The following is a 20,629-nucleotide window of genomic DNA, read 5'->3' on the forward strand; positions in this document are numbered from 1 at the left end:
ACTCCATCGCTTGGAGCATATTTTTATGGTTTTCCCCTGCATCAAAATCCTTGGCGTCACGCAGGCAATCACTGCGGAAGATCCCTTTCAAAGCCTTTCCTCGATATGCAGAGAATACCTCCTCCACGGCGCGATGCTCGATGAAATAACCAGCCACGGCCTCTACGTCAAGCTCATCGGAAAACGAGAAAACACCGGGAAAGTTTTTATACCAGCACTGCCCAAAGACGACCGCGGGCTTCCCGCCGGAAATCGCCTCCCAGCCCGCCGTTCCGCTTATGGTTGCAACAAACTGACTGTGCTGCATGAGCTGATATGTATCTACCGAACGTGAAATATACCGCACCTGTGGCAGACATGACAATCGTTTGAAAAAATATTTTTCCCGCATCCAGAACAGCTGCTTCGGATTCTCCTTGACGTAAATCAGCCAGTCTTTCGGAAGAATGCGTGCCAGCTGCTCGATCGCCAAGAGCTGATCACGATAGCAACCGCCAAGCGTATCCGTAGTCATCTCCGGCTGTAGGTGCAGCGGAAAATATACATACTTTTCACTCCAGCTGATATTGCTCGCCTCTGCGCGCCTTGCTGCTCTAAGATACTCTTTGGTGCGAAAATACCGGCTGATGCCGAGGACAATACGGCGCTCAATGAAATCCGCGACAGAATCATATTTGTCTCCGTGACGCTTTAATATCGCCCGTCGTTCTGCAAGCCATGCACGCGGATGCGTGAAAAGGCGAAACCTGCGTTTGCCAGACTTGCCCAAATCCTCCCGAATCCGCTCTTCGGTCATATATGCCAGCTCTTTCCGATAGGTTTTCTCGATCTGTACCACGCTTTGCCCTGCGCTCTGTACCCTAGGTTGGATCTCAAAGATACCATAATCCTCTATTGATGTGCAAATATGAAAAAAGTCCGCCTGCTCAGAGGGAACCAATGAATAGGTCTGAATCCCTAAAATGCGCGCTGCCGCATAAATGACACTGACGGTAGGACCATGCGGCAAATCTTGAAAGAGAACTGCTTCCGCATGCACGCGGCGCAGCGCATCGGCAAAATAATTTGCCATCATATGGACAACATGCTTGTATTCGTAGTATGGCAAACGATAAAATTCCGTATCACGCGCAAAGTTCGCTAAGATATAGTCAAGTTCAGTAAAAAGGCGACGCTCGTCCATCTCTGTTAATGTCGGTGTATAAGACAAGCCTCTCCGCCATGATGTGATAAACACCTCTGCCGAAGGGAAATCAGAAAACGCCGCCCGATTTTCTTCTGCAATGTACCATTTTACAATCTCTATCGTTCCATTCTTATGAAATTCCTTTAAAACATCACGAATTAGGTCGCCATCCAGTTCCACAATCACAAAGCGTCTCATGACACACGCCCTCTCTATCTGTGTTTCCTTCATATGCGATCACTTAAAGGGGAGTCATAAAGGCTTTCACGCGCTCTGAAATCTCTGCATCCACCTCATCCAGCATGGCAAACCGCCGCCGATAGACGGCACGCTTGCGCGTCGGCACCTCCTCCATTGTCTTGCGCGGGAGCGTGAGAGGGAGTTCATAGAAGCGTGCATCCTCCGTCTTCCGTCCGCCTGCCTCTTCCCAAAATGCACCAAAGTCCGTCTTGAGCTTGCGATCGCGGCGGATGTGGTTATTCGCGTAGTAGCCTGCATTCGAGACGGCGAGAATGCGCTGCACGCCAAGCGCACGCGCAACTGCCTGCGTCATATAGAGGATGAGATTCTTCGTGCGGAAGCGGTGGGCGCGCTTTGTCATCTCGCGGACAAAATCCTGCGCGTCCTCGGTATTGGGTCCCTGCATGGCACCGATCACAAGCGTCGGCTGCCCGTCACGCTGCTCAATCCAAAAGATGATCTGATAGAGATGCGTCCCGTTCACATCCATCATCACAGAGAGCAACCCCTCCTTGCGCTGTCCCGGCTCGAATTTCAGACAGGCATTCCACTCTATATCCGTCTCCTGTGACCGCCAGATTTCGCGTGGACGCTCGAGTGCGAGATCGACAAAATCCGCAGGGTTCAGACGTGCTTCAAGAAAGGCATAATGATCCTTGATGAGTGCGATCCGCGTGCCCACGGTCGAGCCCGCATAAAAAAAGGCACGCGTCGCCTGCTCGAGCGGAAACGGGTTGCGCTCGTAGACGGCACACCGCGCTTCTGTTTCCTGAAAGAATTCGTACAGTTCGCGCAGTTGCTTCCTATGCAGGAGTCCGCGCACCATAAAGACGAGCGCACGGTGGCGCTCGCGCGGGTTTTCCCAGCGATAGGCGCGATGGGCGACGGCGCGAATCTCAGCAAGCATAGGCAAACTCCGTTTCAATTTTTCTCTGCGAGGATCGCCGCAATCTGCGCGGCGACACGCGACGGTGCATAGTAGCGCGCCGCCTCTTCGAGCGCATGGTGCCAATGCGGCGCGCGGCTGTCATATTCGTTGATAAAGGTCTCGAGCGTCCGCCCGAGTGCGGCGGAATCACCGCTGGGAAAGGTCTCCCCAACAGAAAACCGTTCAAATACAGCGGGATTCATATCATCGCTCACGAGCACGGGTTTTTGAAAACCAATCGCCGTAAAGAGCACTGCACTGCACTGGTAGCGGTAACGCTCTGCCGAGTACGGCAGGAGGAGCGCATCCACCCCCGCAATGGCGCGCTGCCACTCCGCACCGATCAAGCCGCGATGCAGGAACGTAATCCCCTTGCCGTCATAGGCGGCGATGATGCGCTCGAACTCCTCCGCATCCTCCGCGTGCATCGTCGATCCCTGTACAAGCAGGCGAACGGGGCGTGTATAATGTCCCGCAAGATAGACATTGAGCAGATCCTCGAGCCTTTTTTCCCTGCGAAACTGTCCAAAGAAGCCGATGGTAACAGGTTCATCCTCCTTGACAGGCATGCGCGGAGCAGCTTCAATATCCCGCGGAATATAGGTCGGCGGCACGATGAAGCGCAGATTTTCGGGACGTTTCCCAAAGATAGCGTCTCCAAAAGTAATGACCGTCGGTCGGATATTGGGATATTCCAGCAACCCATGTACGGCATCGAAAAAGGAGTCGGCGTCCTTCGGCGTGATTCCATGATGAAGAAACATGACGGGCACAGGCGAGCGGCGCAGGACGCTGTGGCGAAGCGCACGCAAATAACGATAGGTTGCCGTCGGAACGATGAGCGCATCAAACGCTCCCGCCTCCGCCGCCTGATAGAGTTGGCGATACCAGCTGAACCGACGGCGCGTGCGCCTGAGAGAGATCACAAGTTTCCCGATGCCGCGCGCATGTGTGTAGGAAACGGGTCCGCCGGAGAGATGGCGCACCTCTGTATGATAGTCCATTCCAAAACGAAAGCCTTCGGGCACATAGAACACGATCTCATGTCCGAGCGCTTTCAGTTCCTCCACAAGAATACGATCAAAGTCGACCTCGTGACCACCGGGCGTCATGATGTTTTCAAAGATGGCAATTTTCATATGTTCCCTCTGCTTTTTCTCTATGCAGACCGAAATGATGTCAAGGAATCAGAATCCGTTTCCATATAATGCAGCTTGATATATTTCACCATCGTATAAAAACCATGCGTCATAGCGAGGATAAAACCAAGCCGCCCGTCGAGGAAGCCGCGCTGCAGAATATAAAAACGAAAGAACGCAAACGGCGGATCAAGTAAAATCTTGAGGAACGAGGCCCGCTTTCCGTCTGCATACTGACGCTCCGCCATGAGGGTCGTATACTGATTGAATTTCTGAAAATACCGATCCCAGTCCGTATAGGTATAGTGCAGGAGACTTCCCTTCAGGCGGCGAACGGGGAGATCGGACACCGTACGCTCGTGCACGAGCCCCTCCCAGCGCACGGCATCGCGTGGGAAGAAACGGCGCGGATAGTCCGGTCGGTGACCGCCGTAGTACATCCGCTGCCCAAATGCGACGTTGATCCGCTTGATCTCGTACACGGCGCGCGCATTCTCCGCCATCACACGGCGCATTTCCGCCTCCGTCCCCTCGTTCACACGTTCATCCGCATCCACGTAGAGTACCCAGTCTGCATCCGTCTGCGTGAGCGCGAAGTTGCGCTGTCCCGCAAAGTCTCCTGCCAGAGGATGTGAAATGACACGCGCACCCGCCGCCCGTGCCAGCTCCGTCGTGTGATCTGTGCTGTCATCGTCGATAACGAGAATCTCATCGGCAAACGAGGCGCTCCGAATGCACGCCTCGATGTGCCGCTCCTCATTGTGCGTGAGAATGATAACGGCAAGTTTCACATGAGCACCTCCTCGACAGGTTATTCCTCTTGTTCTATAGCACGCCGCACACAGTCCACGAGACTCCCCCCCGTATACCGTACTCCCTTCACCCCCGCATTTTCAGCAGCAGCAACATCGCTCTCCGCATCGCCGAACATCCACGAGGCGGCAGGGTCGATATCGTGCTCCGCAATCGCGCGCAGAATCATGCCGGGCGCAGGCTTGCGGCAGTCGCAGCTCTTCGCATAGGCGGGGAGCTTTCCCTCTATATGGTGGGGGCAGTAGTAGAATGCGTCGATGTGCGCACCATGCGCGGCAAGCTCCGCATTCATCCAGTCGTGGAGTCTGTGCACGGCAGCCTCGTCGTAGTAGCCGCGCGCGATGCCGCTCTGGTTCGTGACGACGATGACGAGATAGCCGTGTTCATTCGCCCAGCGAATCGCTTCGATTGCGCCCTCGATCCAGACGAACTTCTCAGGCTCGTGGAGATAGTGCACGTCGACGTTGAGCGTGCCGTCGCGGTCAAAGAAGATCGCCTTAGTCGGCATAGGGGAAGTACCCGCCCGCCGTCAGGAAGTCGCAGTATTCCTTGACTGCCTCCTCCATCGGCGTGAAGCCGCCGTCGTAGCCCGCCGCAAGGAGAGCGGTCGTATCTGCCTGCGTGTAGTTCTGATACTTGCCGCGCAGCACCTCGGGGAAGTCGCGGTAGACGATTTTGCCCTTGCCGAGCGCGGCGATGACGGCACGCGCCGCCTCGTTGTAGCTGTGTGCGACGCCCGTGCCGCAGTTGTAGATGCCGCTCTCGCCGCCGTGCTCGAAGAAATGGAGGTTGACGCGCACGACATCCCCGACGTAGACAAAGTCACGCCGCTGCTCGCCGTCCGCCAGCCCGTCCGTTCCGCGGAAGAGACGCGCCTCGCCCGTCTCCATGATCTGATGGTAGAGCTGGTAGAAGATGGACGCCATCTTCCCCTTGTGATGCTCCTGCGGCCCGTAGACGTTGAAGTATTTCAGCCCGACGATGGGGCTGCGCGCCTCGGGGATGACCTGCCGTACATAGCGGTCGAACGCGAGCTTAGAGAACGCATAGGGATTGAGCGCATCCTCGCAGCGTCCGCCCTCGGTGAAGCCGTGCTTCCCGCCGCCGTAGGTCGAGGCGGAGGAGGCGTAGAAGAATGGAATCCTCGCGCCCATCGCAAAGTGCAGGAGGGCCTTGGAGTAGGAGTAGTTCACCTTCATCATGTAGTTGACATCGTACTCCATCGTATCCGAGCACGCGCCCTCGTGGAAGATCGCGTCGATGTCCGTGCCGTCGAAGTCGCCCTCCTCGATGAGGTGGAGGAAATCGTCCTTCTGCTGGTAGTCGATGAAGTGCAGCCCGCGCAGATTCTTATAGTTCTCGCCGTCCGCAAGATCGTCAACGATGAGGATGTCCTTGTGCCCGCGCGCGTTCAGCGCGTGGACGAGATTGCTGCCGATAAAGCCGGCACCGCCCGTAACGATAATCATGAATTTGCCACCTCCTGACGGTCGAGCACCTGCAGCAGTTCCTCCCTGCTCACCGCATACGTTCCAAGTTTCGAGACAACAACGCTCGCCGCAACATTCGCGAGATACGCGCCGTCCGCAGGCTTCAGTCCGCCCGCGAGTGCGAGTCCGAACACAGCGATCACCGTATCACCCGCACCCGAGACATCAAATACCTCCTGTGCGCGCGTCGGAATGTGCGCGACCTCCTCGCCGTGGATGAGCGAAAGCCCCTTTGACGAGCGCGTGAGGACAACATTGCGGATGCCGAACTTGCGGATGGCATAGCGCGCCGCCTTTTCGACCTCGAAGTTGTCATTCGAAATCGGCTCGAGCATGATCTCGTTGATTTCCTTGATGTTCGGCGTGAGATAGTCGGCATCGCGGTATTTCGCCCACTGTGCGCCCTTCGGGTCAACGATGACGGGCACGCCGTGATCGTGCGCCGCGCGGATGATGTGCTGGCATGCAAACTCCGTGCACGCGCCCTTGCCATAGTCCGAGATGATGACGCAGTCCATGCTCTCGTTGAGTTTTTGATCGATATACGAGAGATACTGCTCCGCATACGCGCCGTCAATCGGGCTGGCATCCTCGAAGTCGAGGCGGAGCATCTGCTGATGCCCGCCGATGATGCGAATCTTCGTCGTGGTCGGGCGATCCGTGTGAACCAGCCCCGCGTAGTCAATCCCGCGCGCGGCGAATTTCTCAAGGAGGCTCTTGCAGTGCGCGTCATCGCCGACATAGCCCGCAATGCTCACATTCGTCCCGAGCAGCGCGAGGTTGTGCGCGACGTTCGCCGCACCGCCGAGGGTCTCGCGCGTGCCCGTCACGTGCGTGATCGGCACGGGCGCCTCGGGCGAAATGCGCGTGACCTCGCCCGAGTAATACTTATCGAGCATGACATCGCCGACAACGAGAATGTTGCTGCGTACACTCTTCTCCGCAACGGTTGCGCGGATCTTTGCCATATCCATGAGAACGCTCCTATCTTTGAAAATATCAATCGAAACCGTGTGCTTTCAGCCCTGCGGGCATCACGGGGCGGACGACGCGTGCCGCCGCCCCCTCCGGTGCAAGGACAAACGTGCCGTCCACCTGCTCCACGACCCGCGTCTCGAACGCCGTCGGTGCCGCAAGCGCATAGGCGGGCTGCTCCCCGCACTCCGCAAGCATCTGGTCGGCATAGCGGATGATGAGGTCGGACGGCATTCCCTTCATGCACTTCATATGCTCCTCGCCCGTGAGCGGGCATTCGTGAATGCGGCAGGGGTGGCACGGCACGGGCGCGCGCACGGAGATGCTGCGCGCATCGTACGGGTAGAAACCGGGGATGGGTGACGCGCCAAACATACAGAGGACGGGCACATGCATTGCAACGCCGACGTGCATAGGACCTGAGTCTGTCGTGATGAAGAGGATGCAGCGCCGCAGGAGCCCTGCGAGAACGCCGAGGCTGACCTTCCCCGTAAAGATGTGCAGGCGCTCGTTGTCGCGCTCCCGCATCTGTGCGCGGCAGTGCTCGACAATCTCCACATCCATCGGCCCGCCCATGACGGCAATGTGATAGCCGCGCGCGAGGTAGGTATCCGCCACCTCCGCAAAGTATTCGTCCACCCACCGCTTTGTCAGCCAGCTCGCGCCGATGTTGAGTGCGATCACCTTGTCCTCCGGCGCGAAATGCGCCGCCCAGAGGCGCGCCGCTTCCTCCTCTGCCGCAGGGGGCAGCCACATCTGGAGCCCTGCCTCCGTAATCTCGTCGATTACGCCCGCCGCGCGCAGAGCCGCATAGTGCGAGTGGATCTCGTGCATAATCATATGCTGATCGGGACTGACATGGTCAAAGAGGAGCGCAAAGCCGGGCTTGGCATAACCAATGATGTGCTTGCCGCCGCTGAGTGCCGCGAGTGCCGAGGCGCGTTCGTTGCGGTGGAGATTGACAACGAGATCGTATTTCTTTTCCCGCAGCCGCCATGCAAAGCGCAGGATGCCGAGGAGACTGCTGTCCTTCCCCTTCTTGTCGATCAGGAGGCATTCGTCGATGTTCCGATTCTCCCGCACGATGTCCGCGAGTTTCGCATCCGCGAGCAGGGTGATGCGCGCGGCGGGATAGTTCTGCCGCAGCGTGTGCAGCACGGGCGTCACGAGCATCAGGTCGCCGAGGTGCATGAGGTTGATGACGAGAATGTTTCGGTACAAACTTACAGCCTCCCACAGGCGAATACTTCCCTGCACACTACCGCGAAAGCAGCGGCCTCATTCTTTCCACGACCATCTCCGGCGTAATCGCCGCGAGGCAGTCCAGCCCCTTCGGGCAGGCGCGTTTCCAACAGGCGCGGCAGGGGCGGTCGACCTCGATGGCGTTCTCCTGCTGTCCGTACGGGCCGTTGCGGTTCGCGTCGGTCGGCCCCATGAGCATGACGGTCGGCGTGCCGAGCCCCGCCGCGAGGTGGACGGGTCCCGTATCGCCGCCGAGGACGAGCGCGGCGCGCGTGAAGATATGCGCGAGCTGCTTCAGATTCGTGCGCCCGACGAGATTCACGGGCGGAATCTCGCTCGCCGCCATGATGTCCTGCGCAAGCGTCTCATCGAGGCGCCCGCCGCCAACGAGAATGGGGACGTAATGCGCGCGGTAGAGCCTGTCCGCAAGCGCGGCGAAATGCTCCACAGGCCAGCGCTTGTTCGGCCAGTTCGCACCGATGGCAAAGGCGACAAACGCGCGCCCATCCTGCACGCCCTCGCGCGCAAGCAGTGCCTCTGCTGCCGCTCGGTCGCGTTCGGATACGGCGACGGGAAAGCGCACCTCATCGACCGTGCAGCCGAGTGCACGTGCAACATCGAGATAGCGCTCAACGATGTGCCCCGCTGCGTGCGCACCACGCACAGGACGGCTCACGAGATGCGCGCCCTCGCGCATATTCGCCGTCCCGACGCGCTGCCGTGCGCCCGCATTCCACACGATTGCCGCCGATTTGAACAGCCCCTGCAGATCGAGCGAGGCGTTATAGCGCCGCGCGCGCAGGCGGCGGCGAAAGGGACCGATCTCGTGCAGGAAGCCGCTGACGCTGCGGAACTTTGCCTTTTCAAAGAGGATGATGTCGTCGATGTAGGGATTGTCCTCGAGGATCGGATAGGCGGGCTTTTCGACGACCCACGTCAGGTGTGCCTCGGGGAAGCGCTCCTTGATGGCATACGAAACGGGCAGGGCATGAATCACATCGCCGATTGCGCTCAGTTTGACAACCAAGATGTTCTTCATGTCCTGCCCTCCTTTCATCGTCAAAGGTTGGTTCTGGTGCTTATCCCACGCGAACGCGCCCCCTACTTCCGCCCCGCCCGCTCGATAATGCTCGTCGTAGATTTCCCCGCCACAAGCGGGATAAAGGCGACCTCGCCGCCGTAGCGCTCGACAATGCGCGCCTCGGGCAGCGTCTCGCGCGTGTAGTCGCCGCCCTTCGCATACACCGCAGGGCGCACCTTTGCAATCAGCTCCTCCGCCGTATCCTCGCCAAAGATGACGACCGCGTCCACCGATTTCAATGCGCCCACGACCTCCGCACGATCCACCTCACTATTCACGGGGCGCGTTTCGCCCTTCAGACGGCGCACGGACGCGTCGCTGTTCAGCCCGAGGATGAGCACATCGCCGAGCGCCCGCGCCGCCGCGAGATAGCGGGCGTGACCCGCGTGCAGGATGTCAAAGCAGCCGTTCGTAAAGACGACGCGCATACCCGCCGCACGCAGGATCGCCGCGTATTCCTCAATCCGCTCGCTAGGAATCAGCATTGCTCCGTCTCCTTCCCCGCCGTCAGCGCGGCGCGCAGCTCCTCGTATGAGACGGTCGCCGTCCCGCGCTTGCGCACGGCAATCCCCGAGGCGATATTGCTGAGGCGTGCCGCCGTCAGCGGGTCAACGCCCGCCCCGAGTGCGAGAATCACAACGGCGACACAGGTATCGCCCGCACCCGACACGTCGAAAATCTCGCTGTGGTCGCTCACGGGGATATTCGTCGCCGTGCCGTCCGCGAGGAAGAGCGTCATGCCCTTGTCCCCGCGCGTGATGAGCACGCCGTCCGCGCCGAGCCGCGCACGCAGCTCATGCCCCGCAGCGTGAATCTCCTCCTCGGAGCGCAGTTCCCGCCCGAGCGCCGCCGCAAGCTCCGCATCGTTCTGCTTGACGTAGCCGATGCCCTCATAGGAAAGGATGTCATAGCGCGAGTCCACGATGCTCGGAATCCCTGCCCTGCGCGTCTCCTCGATGACGAGACGGCGCACGCGCTCCGTCACTGTCCCCGAACCGTAGTCCGAGAGCACAACGCCGCGCACCTGCGGAAGGAGCTCCCGTATACGTTCGAGCAGCGCCTCCTCCGTCTCTGCCGTCAGCGGCGTATGCCACTCGCGGTCGACGCGCACAATCTGCTGGCTGACGGTCGCCCGCCCGCCCGCGATGATCCGCGTCTTTGTAATCGTCGGATGCGCCTCTGCGCGTACGAAGCCCTCCGTGTGCACCCCATTTTCACCGAGCACGGCGAGGAGGGCGTCACCGCTGCGCTCCGTGCCGCAGACCCCCACTGCATACGAGGAGCCGCCGATCGTCGCCGCATTGTTTGCAACATTTGCCGCGCCGCCCGCGACCACGCGCTCCTCACGCTCCTCGAGCACGAGCACGGGTGCCTCACGCGAGATGCGTGCAATCTCACCGTCGAGGTAGACATCCGCCACCATATCCCCGATGATGAGCACGGGCGTGCCCTCCATCTGCGCGAGTACGTTTACCATGGCGTAAACTCCCATTTGATCTTCCACGAATCCTGCTTGGAGCGATAGCGCAGGATGACCTGCGAGCAGTGCAGATCGTGGAACCAGTAATAGTCCACATCCGTCCACTTGTGCGGATCGACGGCGTACTTCGTGCCGAAGCCGATGCGGTTGTGCTCATCGAGACGGTAGCTGAGCCCCGCCTGCAAAATCTTCGAATAGTCCTCCTGATCGAACTCAAAGAGCGTGTTCGCCTTCGTACTCTTCGTGTAGACGCCGCCGATGTACGCCGCAAAGCGCTCGTTGAACGGCCGCGTGATGTAGGCACTCGCGTTGAAGCCCTGCACGCGCGAGCCGTCATAGCTCTCGCGCGTAATGGAGTAGCCCGCCGCGAGATCCAGCCGATAGCCGTGAAAGCGGATCGTATCGCGCACGGCAGAGATGCCGTACTGCCAATGATTGCTGTGAATGCCGCTGCCATACCAGCGCCCGTATTCGGAGTACAGGCGGTAGGTGATCGGCATGCTGCCGAGGCGCTTGTTGTAGCTGAGGATGAGAGACGGCTCCTTCTTGATCCAGCCGTCATCACCGTCCTCGAACACGCCGTAGGTCAGGAGTGCCTCCGTGCCCCTGTTTTCCCAGCCGAGATCGTAGTGCGAGCGCCAGCCCTTGTTCGTCGTCACATAGAGATTCGCGCTCGCCGTCACGCGCGGCGCAAGATCATACGAAAAGGTCTGCTCAAGCCAGAGGCCGTCATCGCTGTCATAGCCCGCCGACGGGAGATTCCGCTGTATGGGCTTGCTCACATCGACCTCGTAGTGCTTTTTCGTAAAAATAACCTTGTTCTTCAGCCAAAACTTGACATTCGTCAGCACCATGCGGTCGCCCGGATACAGTTCTGCCACATCCGCACTCAAATGGTAGTCGGGCTTCTCTGCCGAGCATTTCGTCTGCGTACCGTCGTAGACCACAATCTTGTCCGGATAGAACTCGAACCGCTTGCCCGTCATGTAGTAGCCGCCGACCTTGCCCTTTGCCTCCGCCATCGTGCCTTCGCGCGTCTTGTAGTTGTAGTTGATGCGATAGCCGTCGAGCGTCACGCGTGCCGCGCCCTCTGTCAGCTGCAGCATATGCGCGCGATCAGGAACGGAGACCTCGCCCGAGGCCGTGTTGCCCTCCACATAGTCGCCCTGAAAACGCCGCGCCGCAAGCTGCACGATATCCACATGCCCTTTCGCCGTGAAGTCGCCCGTACGCTCGTCATAGGTCAGATCATCGCCCTCAAACGCAATCGGCGACGGTGCCGCCGCATCCACGGGATGACGCAGGTACTTCTCCATCTCCCCCACATCGGCGAGCAGCTTCACCTGCTCCTCCGTGAGGCGGTTCTCACGCTCCTCACGCCGCTCGTTCTCGATGAAATCCAGATGCTGAAAGCCCGTATCCGTGTCCCCGCGGTAGGCAGCATGTGCAGCCGGCGGAAGCACGGTACAGGCAGTAGTCAGAGCGAGTAGGATGCGCGTTTTCATAGCCTTGGTCATCGGCGCGTTCTCCTGTCTTTTACAAAGAATTCAGTCGTTCTTATACTACATCATAAACAGAGTTTTCGCAACCGAAAAGAACGCGGTGCACTGCCACTCATCGAATCTAAATTTGACGCAAAAAAAAATTTCATCTATAATAGAGCCCGAATCACAGAAAATTTTGGAAGGAGGCACTCCCACAAATGCAGCGTTTTATGAGCGGCGGAATTCTGTTTGCCGCTCTCGTGTTTTTCACAAGTTTCAGCGTGTGTAATGCGGCAGAGGACATGCGCTTCGTCGATGCGGAGGACGACACGGGCTACTATGTCGATGCAGCGACCGTCGTGCGCGTCTCGGATACGGAGCGCGACGCCGTTGTTGCCGTCGTGAAGGCGACTGAGAACCGCCGCTATCTGTACCGCACACGCCTCAACCCGCAGGCGGGAACGTACCAATTCGTCTCCGCTCAGGTTGAGGTCTACGATACAAAGGAAGTCCTGCGTACAACGCAGGGCATGGATGCACCGCAGCAATACACCCCGGCTTCGCCGCTCAGAAGTATTGCAGACTTCATTGAAGAACTGCTGGCGACAAAACAGCAGCAGCCACGGTAGGAGGAGATCATTCATGCAGCAGAAAATCTGTGCACTCGTGCTGACCTTCGTGCTCGCACTCACGTCCTTCGGCACAGCACTCGCGGCCGAGCCGCCCAACGCCGTCCAGTCCAAGCTCGCACTCATCGAGCAGGACACCTACGGGCAGGAGCAGACGGGCGCGCTGATCGACCGCATCAACCGCCTTGAGCGCGACTATGACGGCAAGCATCGCTCGGGCAGCCTGATGGCACGCATCGACGCCATCTACGACGAGGTGTATACGAACAGCACAACGCCGTCCGTCCTCATGAACCTCAACGCGATTGAGTGGAACATCAACCACGAGACGAGTCTGCGCCCCGTGCAGGAGCGCGTCAGCGAGATGGAGGTCGCACTGCTCGGCAAGACCAGTGAGGGCACGTTCCAAAAGAGGATTTCCACCCTCTCCGAGGCGTCCTTCGGTACGAAGGAGATCCCCGTCACCCCCGTCTCCGTTCCCGTGAACACCCTCGTCAAGGTCGCACTCGTGACCCCCGTCAATGCCAAAAACCTGAAGGTCGGTGACACAATCGAGTATCAGGTTGCGGACGACGTCTTCGTCGGCGATACCCTCGTCTTCACAAAGGGCTCGCGCGGCGAGGGCACAGTCACGAAGGTGAAACAAGCGAAGAACTTCGGGCGCAATGCCGCCGTCGACATCGACTTTAAGAACACAAAGGCGCTTGACGGCACCTATGTCACCACCTACATCGGCGAAGAGGCAAAGAAAGAGATGCAGCATCTCGCCATGGCTGCGGGCGCATCGCTCGCGGGCATCGCCGTCCTTGGGCCGCTCGGCGTCGTCGCGGGCGCATTCGTCCACGGCAAGAACATCGACCTCCCCGCAGGCACCGAGCTCTACATCCAGACACAGAGCGACACTACCGTCTACGGCGTACAGACCACCTACGACAGCGCAGCGCCGTTCCAAAGTGCGGCGGCGCAGACCACTGCGGGCGGCGATGGCTACGATAATAGCGTCTACGATGATGAAGTATAGACATCACTGATAATTTCGACAGCGTTTCTGATAAGATCCGCATCTGTCCCCTCTGTGGGCGTGACAGATGCGGCATTTTTGTATCATCAGGAGGCACGCATTGTTCAGATTCACATTTGATTTTACAGAGCAGGATGCACTTCACTTCACACTCTTTTGTATTTTGAACGCCCCCTTGTTCAAATGGGCAAATCGAGTGGCGCTCGCGCTCCTGCTGACGATCCCGCTGATCCCCATCCTGTTTTTTCTCCAAGATCTCCTGAGCGATGCCCCATGGGAGTTCGATGAGCTGCTCATACGAACCGTTCTGACCACTGTCCTCTGTATTGTACTCTACCGCATTTACACCCATCTCTCGGAACGTACCGCCACACGAGACGTGCTGCGCCGCCTTGAAGCGATGCGTGCTGCGCATATGTTTGGCATCCGTATTGTCATCTTCGAGGAGATGCACATTGTCGAACGCAGCGAGCATACAGAACGCACAATCGCCTATCGGAGCATTACAGATGTGACTCTCTCCGACAAGGGTATCTATCTCTTCACTGCACCAACAGAGGCAATCGTCCTCCCCCTGTATATCTTTGCATCGGAGGAGGAGAAAAGGCAGATCCTTGCTCTGGTTCGGGCAAAGGTGTCGCCGTAACACAAAGGGCTCACATGACATTTGCCATGTGAGCCCTTTGTGATGATAGCTTTTTCAGCGGACGAAGAAGCCCGCGAGTTTCATATTCTCATCGTAGGTGAAACGGTAGACGACGGCGGTCGCCTTGTAGCCCACGGCGAGTTCGCAGATGACGTACCACTTGTCGTCTTCCTTACCCGCCGTCATGAGCGGCTTACCAACGCCCGCACGCGCGCCCCACTTCGGCGCGAACTCTGCCTTTGCACCCGAGATCTGCTCCGCCGTCAGATGCGGGCGCAGCTCCGAAGTCGCCTCCACTTGCAGGCCGGTCACATCGTCCTTTTCAAAGCGTGCAATCGTCGCCATCACATGCTGCTCGACTACCTGCACGTCGAACGGTGTTTCCTCCGCCGCCTGCTCGGCAGCGGGCGCCGCATTTTCCTCGGCGTATGCGGCAGGAGCCGCGAGGAATGCCCCTCCGGCAACGAGTGCGGCGACAAGAGTGCGGGAAAGTGTACGGAATTTCATAAAAATCCTCCTTAAAATATAAATGGCAATACGCCACAAAATCCTACTTAATGCAGGAGAAGCACGCGAGCGATTCCACGCACTCAACACTGACCTCGCGGAAGAGTGCGCGAAGGCGTGTCTCCAGTCCTGCCTTCGTATCGTACGGCGGCGTAAAGAAGCCCATGCGCGTGTAGAGATGCTTCACGACGAACTCCGTGCGCGGATTCCCGCCGAGGACGAAGACCGAGCCCGTCAAACGTCCGCCGGGGCGCAGGACGCGATGCACCTCGCTCCACGCCGCCGTCTTGTCGGGGAACGCGTGAAAGCCGTTGATTGAGACCGCCGCATCGAAGAAGTCATCCTCGAACGTCAGCTGTCCGACATCGCCCTCCACGAAGGCAACGTTGTGGATGCCGATCGCATCCGCACGCGCGCGTGCCGCCGCGAGCATTGCGGGCGAGTAGTCGAGACACGTGATGTCCGCATTTGGCAGCTCTGCATAGACGGGCAGCGAGAGACAGCCCGTCCCGACGGGCACCTCAAGCAGCCGCCCGTCAAAGCCCTCGTGCGCCGCGCGCAGCGCAAGACCGACATAGCGGCTCACCTCCTCGCGCCCCATCCCCCACACAAGCCGCGAGACGAACTTCCCCGACCACGTCGAGTACGTCATCATGCCATCGTACAGACTCGCGAGGCGTCCCACCGAGTGATACGCCCCCCTGATCTTCTCATACCGCCGCTTTTCCTCGTCCATCGTGACATCCTTTCTCATCATTATCGGCATTCATTCTAGCATAAAATGCGCGCGTGTTCAAATCCACAATCCTTGCAGATAATAGCCAATCGTGATACAATTTTAAGGAATCGTTGAATTTATCAGTGCTTCCTTCAAATAGGAGTTGATTGCCATGGAAAAGACAGAGACCTTGCAGATCCGCCTTGCACCGGAGCTGAAGACCGCCGTTGAAGATACCTTTCGCTCACTCGGGCTATCCGCATCCGAAGCTGTAAATATATTCTTCCATCAGGTGCTCCTGCATGACGGGCTGCCGTTCGCCGTGCAGCATCCCCAATTTAGCGACGAGACGCGCGCCGCGCTGCGCGAATCCGACGCGATTGCAAGCGGCGAGCAGCCCGCTAAGACCTACGCGAGCGCCTCCGAACTCATCCGTGAGGCACAGGAGGAACTACGTGCTGCAAATTAAACAGACATCCCAATTCAAGAAGGACTTGAAGGCAGCCATCAAGCAGGGCTGTGACCTTGATCTGCTCACGCACGTCATCGACACACTTGCGCAGCGGAAGCCACTTGCGCCTCATCATCGGGATCACGCACTGTCCGGCAAATATCGTCATCATCGCGAGTGTCACATTACACCGAACTGGCTGCTGATCTATCAGATTCGCAATGACACACTGATCCTCTCACTTGCCCGCCTCGGCAGTCATGCAAAACTATTTCGTCTCTGACGACCCGCACTGCGGGCTTTTTTTCTGCGCGTGTTCAAATCCCCTCTCTATGGACACGCTCCCTTTTCAGTGGTAAAATTTAGGAAATTACGTCAAACGAAAGGGAGATCATCATGCAGCAGCGTACCTATATCACGATCCTTCTCGCGGCAGCGCTCCTCACGGCGGCGGGCTGCAGCAGCGAATCGGAAAAAGAGACGCCCGCACCTCTCGTGCGGACGATGACGGTCAGCGACGCCGCGCGTTCAGAGGCGGGCTATACGGGCGCCGTACGCGGGCGCTACGAGACGCGGCTCGCCTTTCAGGTCGGCGGGCAGATTCTCTCACGCAATGTAAATATGGGCGCGCATGTCCGCGCAGGAGATGTGCTCATGGTCATCGACGCACGCGACGTGCAGCAGCAGGCGAACGCGACGGGCGCGGGTGTCTCCTCTGCACAAGCACAGCTGCAGCTCGCGCAGACAAATCTCAAACGCTACGAGGAACTGTACGCCGCACAGGCAATCTCAGAGGCGATGCTCGACCAGTACCGCACGAATGCGCGCGCCGCCGAGGCAGCCTATCGACAGGCAGTCGCGCAGGACACGGCGAGCCGCAACGCACTTGGCTACACGAACCTCATTGCGGGCGCGGACGGCGTGATCTCGAACATCACCGCCGAGGAGGGGCAGATCATCGCGGCGGGGCAGACCGTCATGATGCTCACGCAAGATGGCGAGCGCGAGGTTGAGATTGCCGTCCCCGAGAGCCAGCTCTCCGAGATCGCCATCGGCATTCCCGCCGCCGTCACGCTCTGGGCGAATCACGCCGCACTCACGGGCTATGTCCGCGAGCTCTCACCCGCGCCCGACACCGTGAGCCGCACCTACGCCGCACGCATCGCGCTCACAGACGCACCCGCCGATCTTCCGCTCGGCATGACGGCGCGCGTCTTCCTCGGCGAGGACACGGCAAAAGGTGCAGTCATCCCCCTCTCTGCGCTCTATCAGACGAGCGACACGGCCGGGGTCTACGTTGTTGAGGACGGCGCTGTCCGCCTCGTCCCCATCACAGTCACAGCATTTCACACGAGTGACGCCGTCGTCACGGGGCTCCCGCGCGGCACAGTCATTGTGACGGCGGGCGTTCACCAACTCCACGACGGAGAGAAGGTGCGGACGAAATGAGGAATCTCACAGAGCTCTCCCTGCGCCACCGCGCCCTTGTCTGGTATTTCATCATCGTCTTCACCATCGGCGGCGTCTTCGCCTACAACGCGCTCGGCCGCATGGAGGACCCTGCCTTCACCATACGGCAGATGGTTGTCACCGCCGTATGGCCGGGCGCGACTGCCGAGGAGATGCAGGAGCAGGTCACGGATAAACTCGAGCGGCGCTTTCAGGACACACCGGGTCTGAAGGACATCAAGAGCGAGACGCGCGCGGGGCAGGCCATCATCTACATCCAGCTGCGCTCCGACATTGACGACAGCCTCATCCGCCCGACATGGCGAGACGTGCGGAATTTCGGCGAGGACATCAAAAGCGAACTCCCCGACGGCGTCTATGGCCCCTACTACAATGACCGATTCGACGATGTGTACGGTTCGATCTACGCTATCACAGGCGCGGATTACTCCTACGAGGAGCTGCGCGCCATGGCCGAGACGGCACGCCGCCGCATCCTCACCGTCCCGAGCGTGCAGAAGGTCATCCTCCTCGGCGTACAGCCTGAGCGCATCTACGTCGAAATCTCCCTCGCGCGTCTCGCGCAGCTCGGTATCGCACCGACCGCAATCACGGACGCGCTCCATTCGCAGGACACGATGACGACGAGCGGCACAGTCGAGACGGAGACGGACACCGTGCAGCTGCGCGCCTCGGGTGTATTCGACAGCATCGAGGACATCCGAGCGCTTCCGATTGCCGCAAACGGAAACGTCTTCCGCCTCGGTGATATTGCCACCGTCGAGCGGCGTACGGCCACCCCGCCCGAGCCGATGATGTTCTACAACGGCGCGCCCGCCATCGGCATCGCCGTCTCCATGGAGGACGGCGGCAACATCCTCGCGCTCGGCAGCAACCTCGCCGCGCTCACCGACGAGATACGGCAGGATCTCCCGCTTGGCATGGAGCTGAGCGAAGTCTCAAACCAGCCCGCCGTCGTGCAGCACTCCATCCACGATTTCGTCGAGACACTCGCACTCGCAATCATCATCGTGCTCGCCGTCAGCTTCCTCTCACTCGGTTTTCGCACCGGGCTTGTTGTCGCGGGCTGCATCCCGCTCGTCCTCGCGGGCACATTCGTCGCCATGTATATGCTCGGCATCGACCTGCACAAGGTCTCCCTCGGCGCGCTCATCATCGCGCTCGGACTCCTCGTGGACGACGCCATCATCGCCGTTGAGATGATGAGCGTCCAGCTCGAGCGCGGCATGGAGCGTTTTGACGCTGCGTGCTACGCCTTTACCCAGACGGCGAAACCCATGCTCACGGGCACGCTCATCACCTGCGCGGGCTTCATCCCCGTTGCATTCTCAAAGGGCATGGCGAGCGAGTTCTGCCGCAGTCTCTTCCCTGTCATCGGCATCGCGCTCGTCCTCAGCTGGATCGTCTCCGTCATGGTCGCGCCGCTCTTCGGCTACTATCTGATCCGTGTGAAAAAGGGCGCGGAAGCTGCGCACGATCCCTACCAGAGCAGGTTCTACCGGCTCTTTCGGCGCGTGCTTACGCTGTTTCTCAGTCACCGCGCCGCCGTCCTCATCGGTACGGTGCTCCTCTTCGCGGCATCCATCGCCGCATTTCCGCACATCAAGCAGACCTTCTTCCCGCCCTCGCTGCGTCCCGAGCTTCTCGTCGAGTTGACCCTGCCGCAGGGCGCATCCATCGCCGCGACCGAGCGCGAGGCAAAGGTGCTCTCCGCCATCCTCGACGCCCACAGCGACAAGATCGCAAACTACGCCGCATATGTCGGGCGCACCTCGCCGCGCTTCGTCCTGCCTGTCAACGTCAAAGCAGATGCGGACAACCGTGCCCAATTCGTTATAACGGCGAACGGTACCGCGGAGCGCGAGCAGCTTGCCGCACTCATTGCAGAGGCGCAGCTGAACGAGCTCTCGGGCGTGCGCGTCGCCACGCAGTACATCCAGACAGGGCCGCCCGCCGACTTCCCCGTCATGCTGCGTGTCTCTGCCTCCACAACGGACGAGGTGCGCCGCATCGCAGAGCAGGTCGCAGCGATTGCCGCAGACGATCCCGCCACGGCGAACATCCATCTCGACTGGACGGAGAAATCCAAGGCGGTGCAGATCGACTTTGACAAGGCAAAGCTGAAGCTCTACGGCATCAGCGCACGTGATGTCAAGCAGATGCTCTACACCGAGCTGACGGGCGCACAGGCGGCGGAGTTCTACACGGGCGACCGCACGATCGGCATCGTCCTGCGCCTCGCAGACGAAGACCGCACGAATCTCGAGCGGCTCGGCGAGCTGCCGATTGCCACCGGCGGCGGCTACGTCCCGCTCGCCCAGATCGCACACCTCTCCTATGCGGCAGAGGACGGACTCATCAAGCGGCGCAACCTATTGCCCACCATCATGGTGCAGGGCGATGTCGTGCGCGGCGAGGGCAACGACGCAACGCAGCGCATCTACCGTGCGACGGAGGAGCTGCGCGCCTCCCTGCCCGCAGGTGCGAGCATCACCCCTGCGGGTGCGCTTGAGGACTCGGCGGAGGCGATGGGCTACCTCGTGCAGCCCGTGCCTGCCATGGTCTTTATCATCATGACCCTCCTCATGCTGCAGGTCGGCACAATGGGCAAGATGGCGCTCACCCTCCTCACCGCCCCGCTCGGACTCATCGGCGTCGCGCTCGCAATGCTCCTCACCGACTCCGCGCTCGGCTTCGTCGCCTACCTCGGCGTCCTCGCCCTCTTTGGCATGATCATCCGCAACTCCGTCATCCTCATCGACCAGATCAAAAAGCATGAGGACGCGGGCGAGAAGCCGCTCGACGCCATCATCGACTCGGCAGTCCTGCGCTTCCGCCCCATCATGCTCACCGCAGCCGCCGCCATCCTCGGCATGCTTCCCCTCATGCGCAGCGTCTTCTGGGGGCCGATGGCAGTCGCCATCGCAGGCGGACTCATCGTCGCAACTGTCCTGACGCTGCTGGTGCTGCCCGTTATGTATGCGGTGGCGTATCGGGTGAGGGAGTAGAGCTAAAAATCTCCAAAAACACAAACCTCTTTCTGGAAAAGCTGACCCAGAAAGAGGTTTTTCCATATACACAATAAAGGTTCAATCTTACTTCCAGATATGTTACAATAAGTATAAAAAT

General features: G+C 59.5%; 21 protein-coding genes. 7 read left to right on the forward strand and 14 right to left on the reverse strand.

Annotation, left to right across the window (positions count from 1 at the left end; translation table 11 throughout):
* The 12 genes from AXF19_RS02170 to AXF19_RS02225 form a co-directional block, all read right to left on the reverse strand.
* Positions 1 to 1,372, reverse strand: a 1,372-nt coding sequence (locus AXF19_RS02170; RefSeq protein ID WP_216634959.1) for a capsular polysaccharide export protein, LipB/KpsS family, incomplete at its 3' end; no start/stop codon positions are given.
* 55 nt (positions 1,373 to 1,427) lie between these two features.
* Entirely contained in the window at positions 1,428 to 2,333 is a 906-nt protein-coding gene (locus AXF19_RS02175; RefSeq protein WP_066844449.1) for a VirK/YbjX family protein, read from the reverse strand.
* 14 nt (positions 2,334 to 2,347) lie between these two features.
* Positions 2,348 to 3,493 carry a glycosyltransferase gene (locus AXF19_RS02180; RefSeq protein WP_009440986.1) on the reverse strand — a complete coding sequence of 382 codons (1,146 nt, stop codon included), beginning with the start codon at positions 3,491 to 3,493 and terminating at the stop codon, positions 2,348 to 2,350.
* Positions 3,494 to 3,513: 20 nt separating this feature from the next.
* The gene (locus tag AXF19_RS02185; protein ID WP_066844452.1) at positions 3,514 to 4,284 is read right to left on the reverse strand and encodes a glycosyltransferase family 2 protein; all 771 of its coding nucleotides are present in this window, start codon (positions 4,282 to 4,284) and stop codon (positions 3,514 to 3,516) included.
* Between the two features lie 20 nt (positions 4,285 to 4,304).
* Positions 4,305 to 4,814 carry a D-glycero-beta-D-manno-heptose 1,7-bisphosphate 7-phosphatase gene (gmhB, locus tag AXF19_RS02190; RefSeq protein WP_066844455.1) on the reverse strand — a complete coding sequence of 170 codons (510 nt, stop codon included), beginning with the start codon at positions 4,812 to 4,814 and terminating at the stop codon, positions 4,305 to 4,307.
* Complete coding sequence (gene rfaD, locus AXF19_RS02195) at positions 4,804 to 5,775, reverse strand: ADP-glyceromanno-heptose 6-epimerase (protein WP_066844458.1); 972 nt, start codon at positions 5,773 to 5,775, stop codon at positions 4,804 to 4,806. The genes gmhB and rfaD overlap by 11 nt, the downstream gene beginning before the upstream one ends.
* On the reverse strand, positions 5,772 to 6,770 hold the full coding sequence (gene rfaE1 / locus AXF19_RS02200; protein WP_066844461.1) for a D-glycero-beta-D-manno-heptose-7-phosphate kinase: 999 nt from the start codon (positions 6,768 to 6,770) through the stop codon (positions 5,772 to 5,774). The genes rfaD and rfaE1 overlap by 4 nt, the downstream gene beginning before the upstream one ends.
* Positions 6,771 to 6,795: 25 nt before the next feature.
* Positions 6,796 to 7,992 carry a glycosyltransferase family 9 protein gene (locus AXF19_RS02205; RefSeq protein WP_172837346.1) on the reverse strand — a complete coding sequence of 399 codons (1,197 nt, stop codon included), beginning with the start codon at positions 7,990 to 7,992 and terminating at the stop codon, positions 6,796 to 6,798.
* A 37-nt stretch (positions 7,993 to 8,029) separates the two neighbouring features.
* Positions 8,030 to 9,052, reverse strand: coding sequence for a lipopolysaccharide heptosyltransferase II (gene waaF, locus AXF19_RS02210; protein WP_066844464.1), 1,023 nt, complete (start codon positions 9,050 to 9,052; stop codon positions 8,030 to 8,032).
* Positions 9,053 to 9,114: 62 nt separating this feature from the next.
* A complete protein-coding gene (gene rfaE2, locus AXF19_RS02215; protein ID WP_066844471.1) occupies positions 9,115 to 9,579 on the reverse strand; it encodes a D-glycero-beta-D-manno-heptose 1-phosphate adenylyltransferase in 465 nt (154 codons plus the stop codon).
* A complete protein-coding gene (locus AXF19_RS02220; protein ID WP_066844473.1) occupies positions 9,573 to 10,571 on the reverse strand; it encodes a bifunctional heptose 7-phosphate kinase/heptose 1-phosphate adenyltransferase in 999 nt (332 codons plus the stop codon). The genes rfaE2 and AXF19_RS02220 overlap by 7 nt, the downstream gene beginning before the upstream one ends.
* Entirely contained in the window at positions 10,565 to 12,091 is a 1,527-nt protein-coding gene (locus tag AXF19_RS02225) for an organic solvent tolerance protein OstA (protein WP_066844476.1), read from the reverse strand. Before AXF19_RS02225 ends, AXF19_RS02220 begins: the two co-directional genes overlap by 7 nt.
* Before the next feature lie 185 nt (positions 12,092 to 12,276).
* Between AXF19_RS02225 and AXF19_RS02230 the strand changes: the two genes are divergently transcribed.
* The 3 genes from AXF19_RS02230 to AXF19_RS02240 all read left to right on the forward strand — a co-directional run bounded on the left by AXF19_RS02230 (position 12,277) and on the right by AXF19_RS02240 (position 14,354).
* Positions 12,277 to 12,687, forward strand: coding sequence for a hypothetical protein (locus AXF19_RS02230; RefSeq protein WP_066844479.1), 411 nt, complete (start codon positions 12,277 to 12,279; stop codon positions 12,685 to 12,687).
* 13 nt (positions 12,688 to 12,700) lie between these two features.
* Positions 12,701 to 13,708, forward strand: coding sequence for a hypothetical protein (locus AXF19_RS02235; protein ID WP_066844482.1), 1,008 nt, complete (start codon positions 12,701 to 12,703; stop codon positions 13,706 to 13,708).
* 100 nt (positions 13,709 to 13,808) lie between these two features.
* Positions 13,809 to 14,354 (forward strand): YcxB family protein, encoded by a 546-nt coding sequence (locus AXF19_RS02240; protein ID WP_066844485.1) that lies wholly within the window; start codon positions 13,809 to 13,811, stop codon positions 14,352 to 14,354.
* A gap of 54 nt (positions 14,355 to 14,408) precedes the next feature.
* On the opposite strand, the gene AXF19_RS02245 is transcribed toward AXF19_RS02240, so the two are convergent.
* Both AXF19_RS02245 and AXF19_RS02250 read right to left on the reverse strand, forming a co-directional pair.
* A complete protein-coding gene (locus AXF19_RS02245; protein ID WP_066844488.1) occupies positions 14,409 to 14,861 on the reverse strand; it encodes a DUF3887 domain-containing protein in 453 nt (150 codons plus the stop codon).
* Between the two features lie 43 nt (positions 14,862 to 14,904).
* The gene (locus AXF19_RS02250; RefSeq protein ID WP_066849961.1) at positions 14,905 to 15,597 is read right to left on the reverse strand and encodes a class I SAM-dependent methyltransferase; all 693 of its coding nucleotides are present in this window, start codon (positions 15,595 to 15,597) and stop codon (positions 14,905 to 14,907) included.
* 154 nt (positions 15,598 to 15,751) lie between these two features.
* Here AXF19_RS02250 and AXF19_RS14950 point away from each other — a divergent pair, with 154 nt between their 5' ends.
* The 4 genes from AXF19_RS14950 (at position 15,752) to AXF19_RS02270 (ending at position 20,508) form a co-directional block, all read left to right on the forward strand.
* Positions 15,752 to 16,048, forward strand: a complete 297-nt coding sequence (locus AXF19_RS14950; RefSeq protein WP_066844490.1) for a type II toxin-antitoxin system RelB/DinJ family antitoxin — start codon at positions 15,752 to 15,754, stop codon at positions 16,046 to 16,048.
* A complete protein-coding gene (locus AXF19_RS14955; protein ID WP_066844492.1) occupies positions 16,035 to 16,313 on the forward strand; it encodes a type II toxin-antitoxin system YafQ family toxin in 279 nt (92 codons plus the stop codon). The genes AXF19_RS14950 and AXF19_RS14955 overlap by 14 nt, the downstream gene beginning before the upstream one ends.
* Positions 16,314 to 16,426: 113 nt before the next feature.
* Complete coding sequence (locus AXF19_RS02265) at positions 16,427 to 17,479, forward strand: efflux RND transporter periplasmic adaptor subunit (protein WP_066844499.1); 1,053 nt, start codon at positions 16,427 to 16,429, stop codon at positions 17,477 to 17,479.
* Positions 17,476 to 20,508: an efflux RND transporter permease subunit gene (locus tag AXF19_RS02270; RefSeq protein WP_066844501.1), complete on the forward strand. Its 3,033-nt coding sequence runs from the start codon at positions 17,476 to 17,478 to the stop codon at positions 20,506 to 20,508. The genes AXF19_RS02265 and AXF19_RS02270 overlap by 4 nt, the downstream gene beginning before the upstream one ends.
* Positions 20,509 to 20,629: the final 121 nt, after the last annotated feature.

This window comes from Selenomonas sp. oral taxon 126, from assembly GCF_001683335.1.
GTDB lineage: Bacteria > Bacillota > Negativicutes > Selenomonadales > Selenomonadaceae > Centipeda.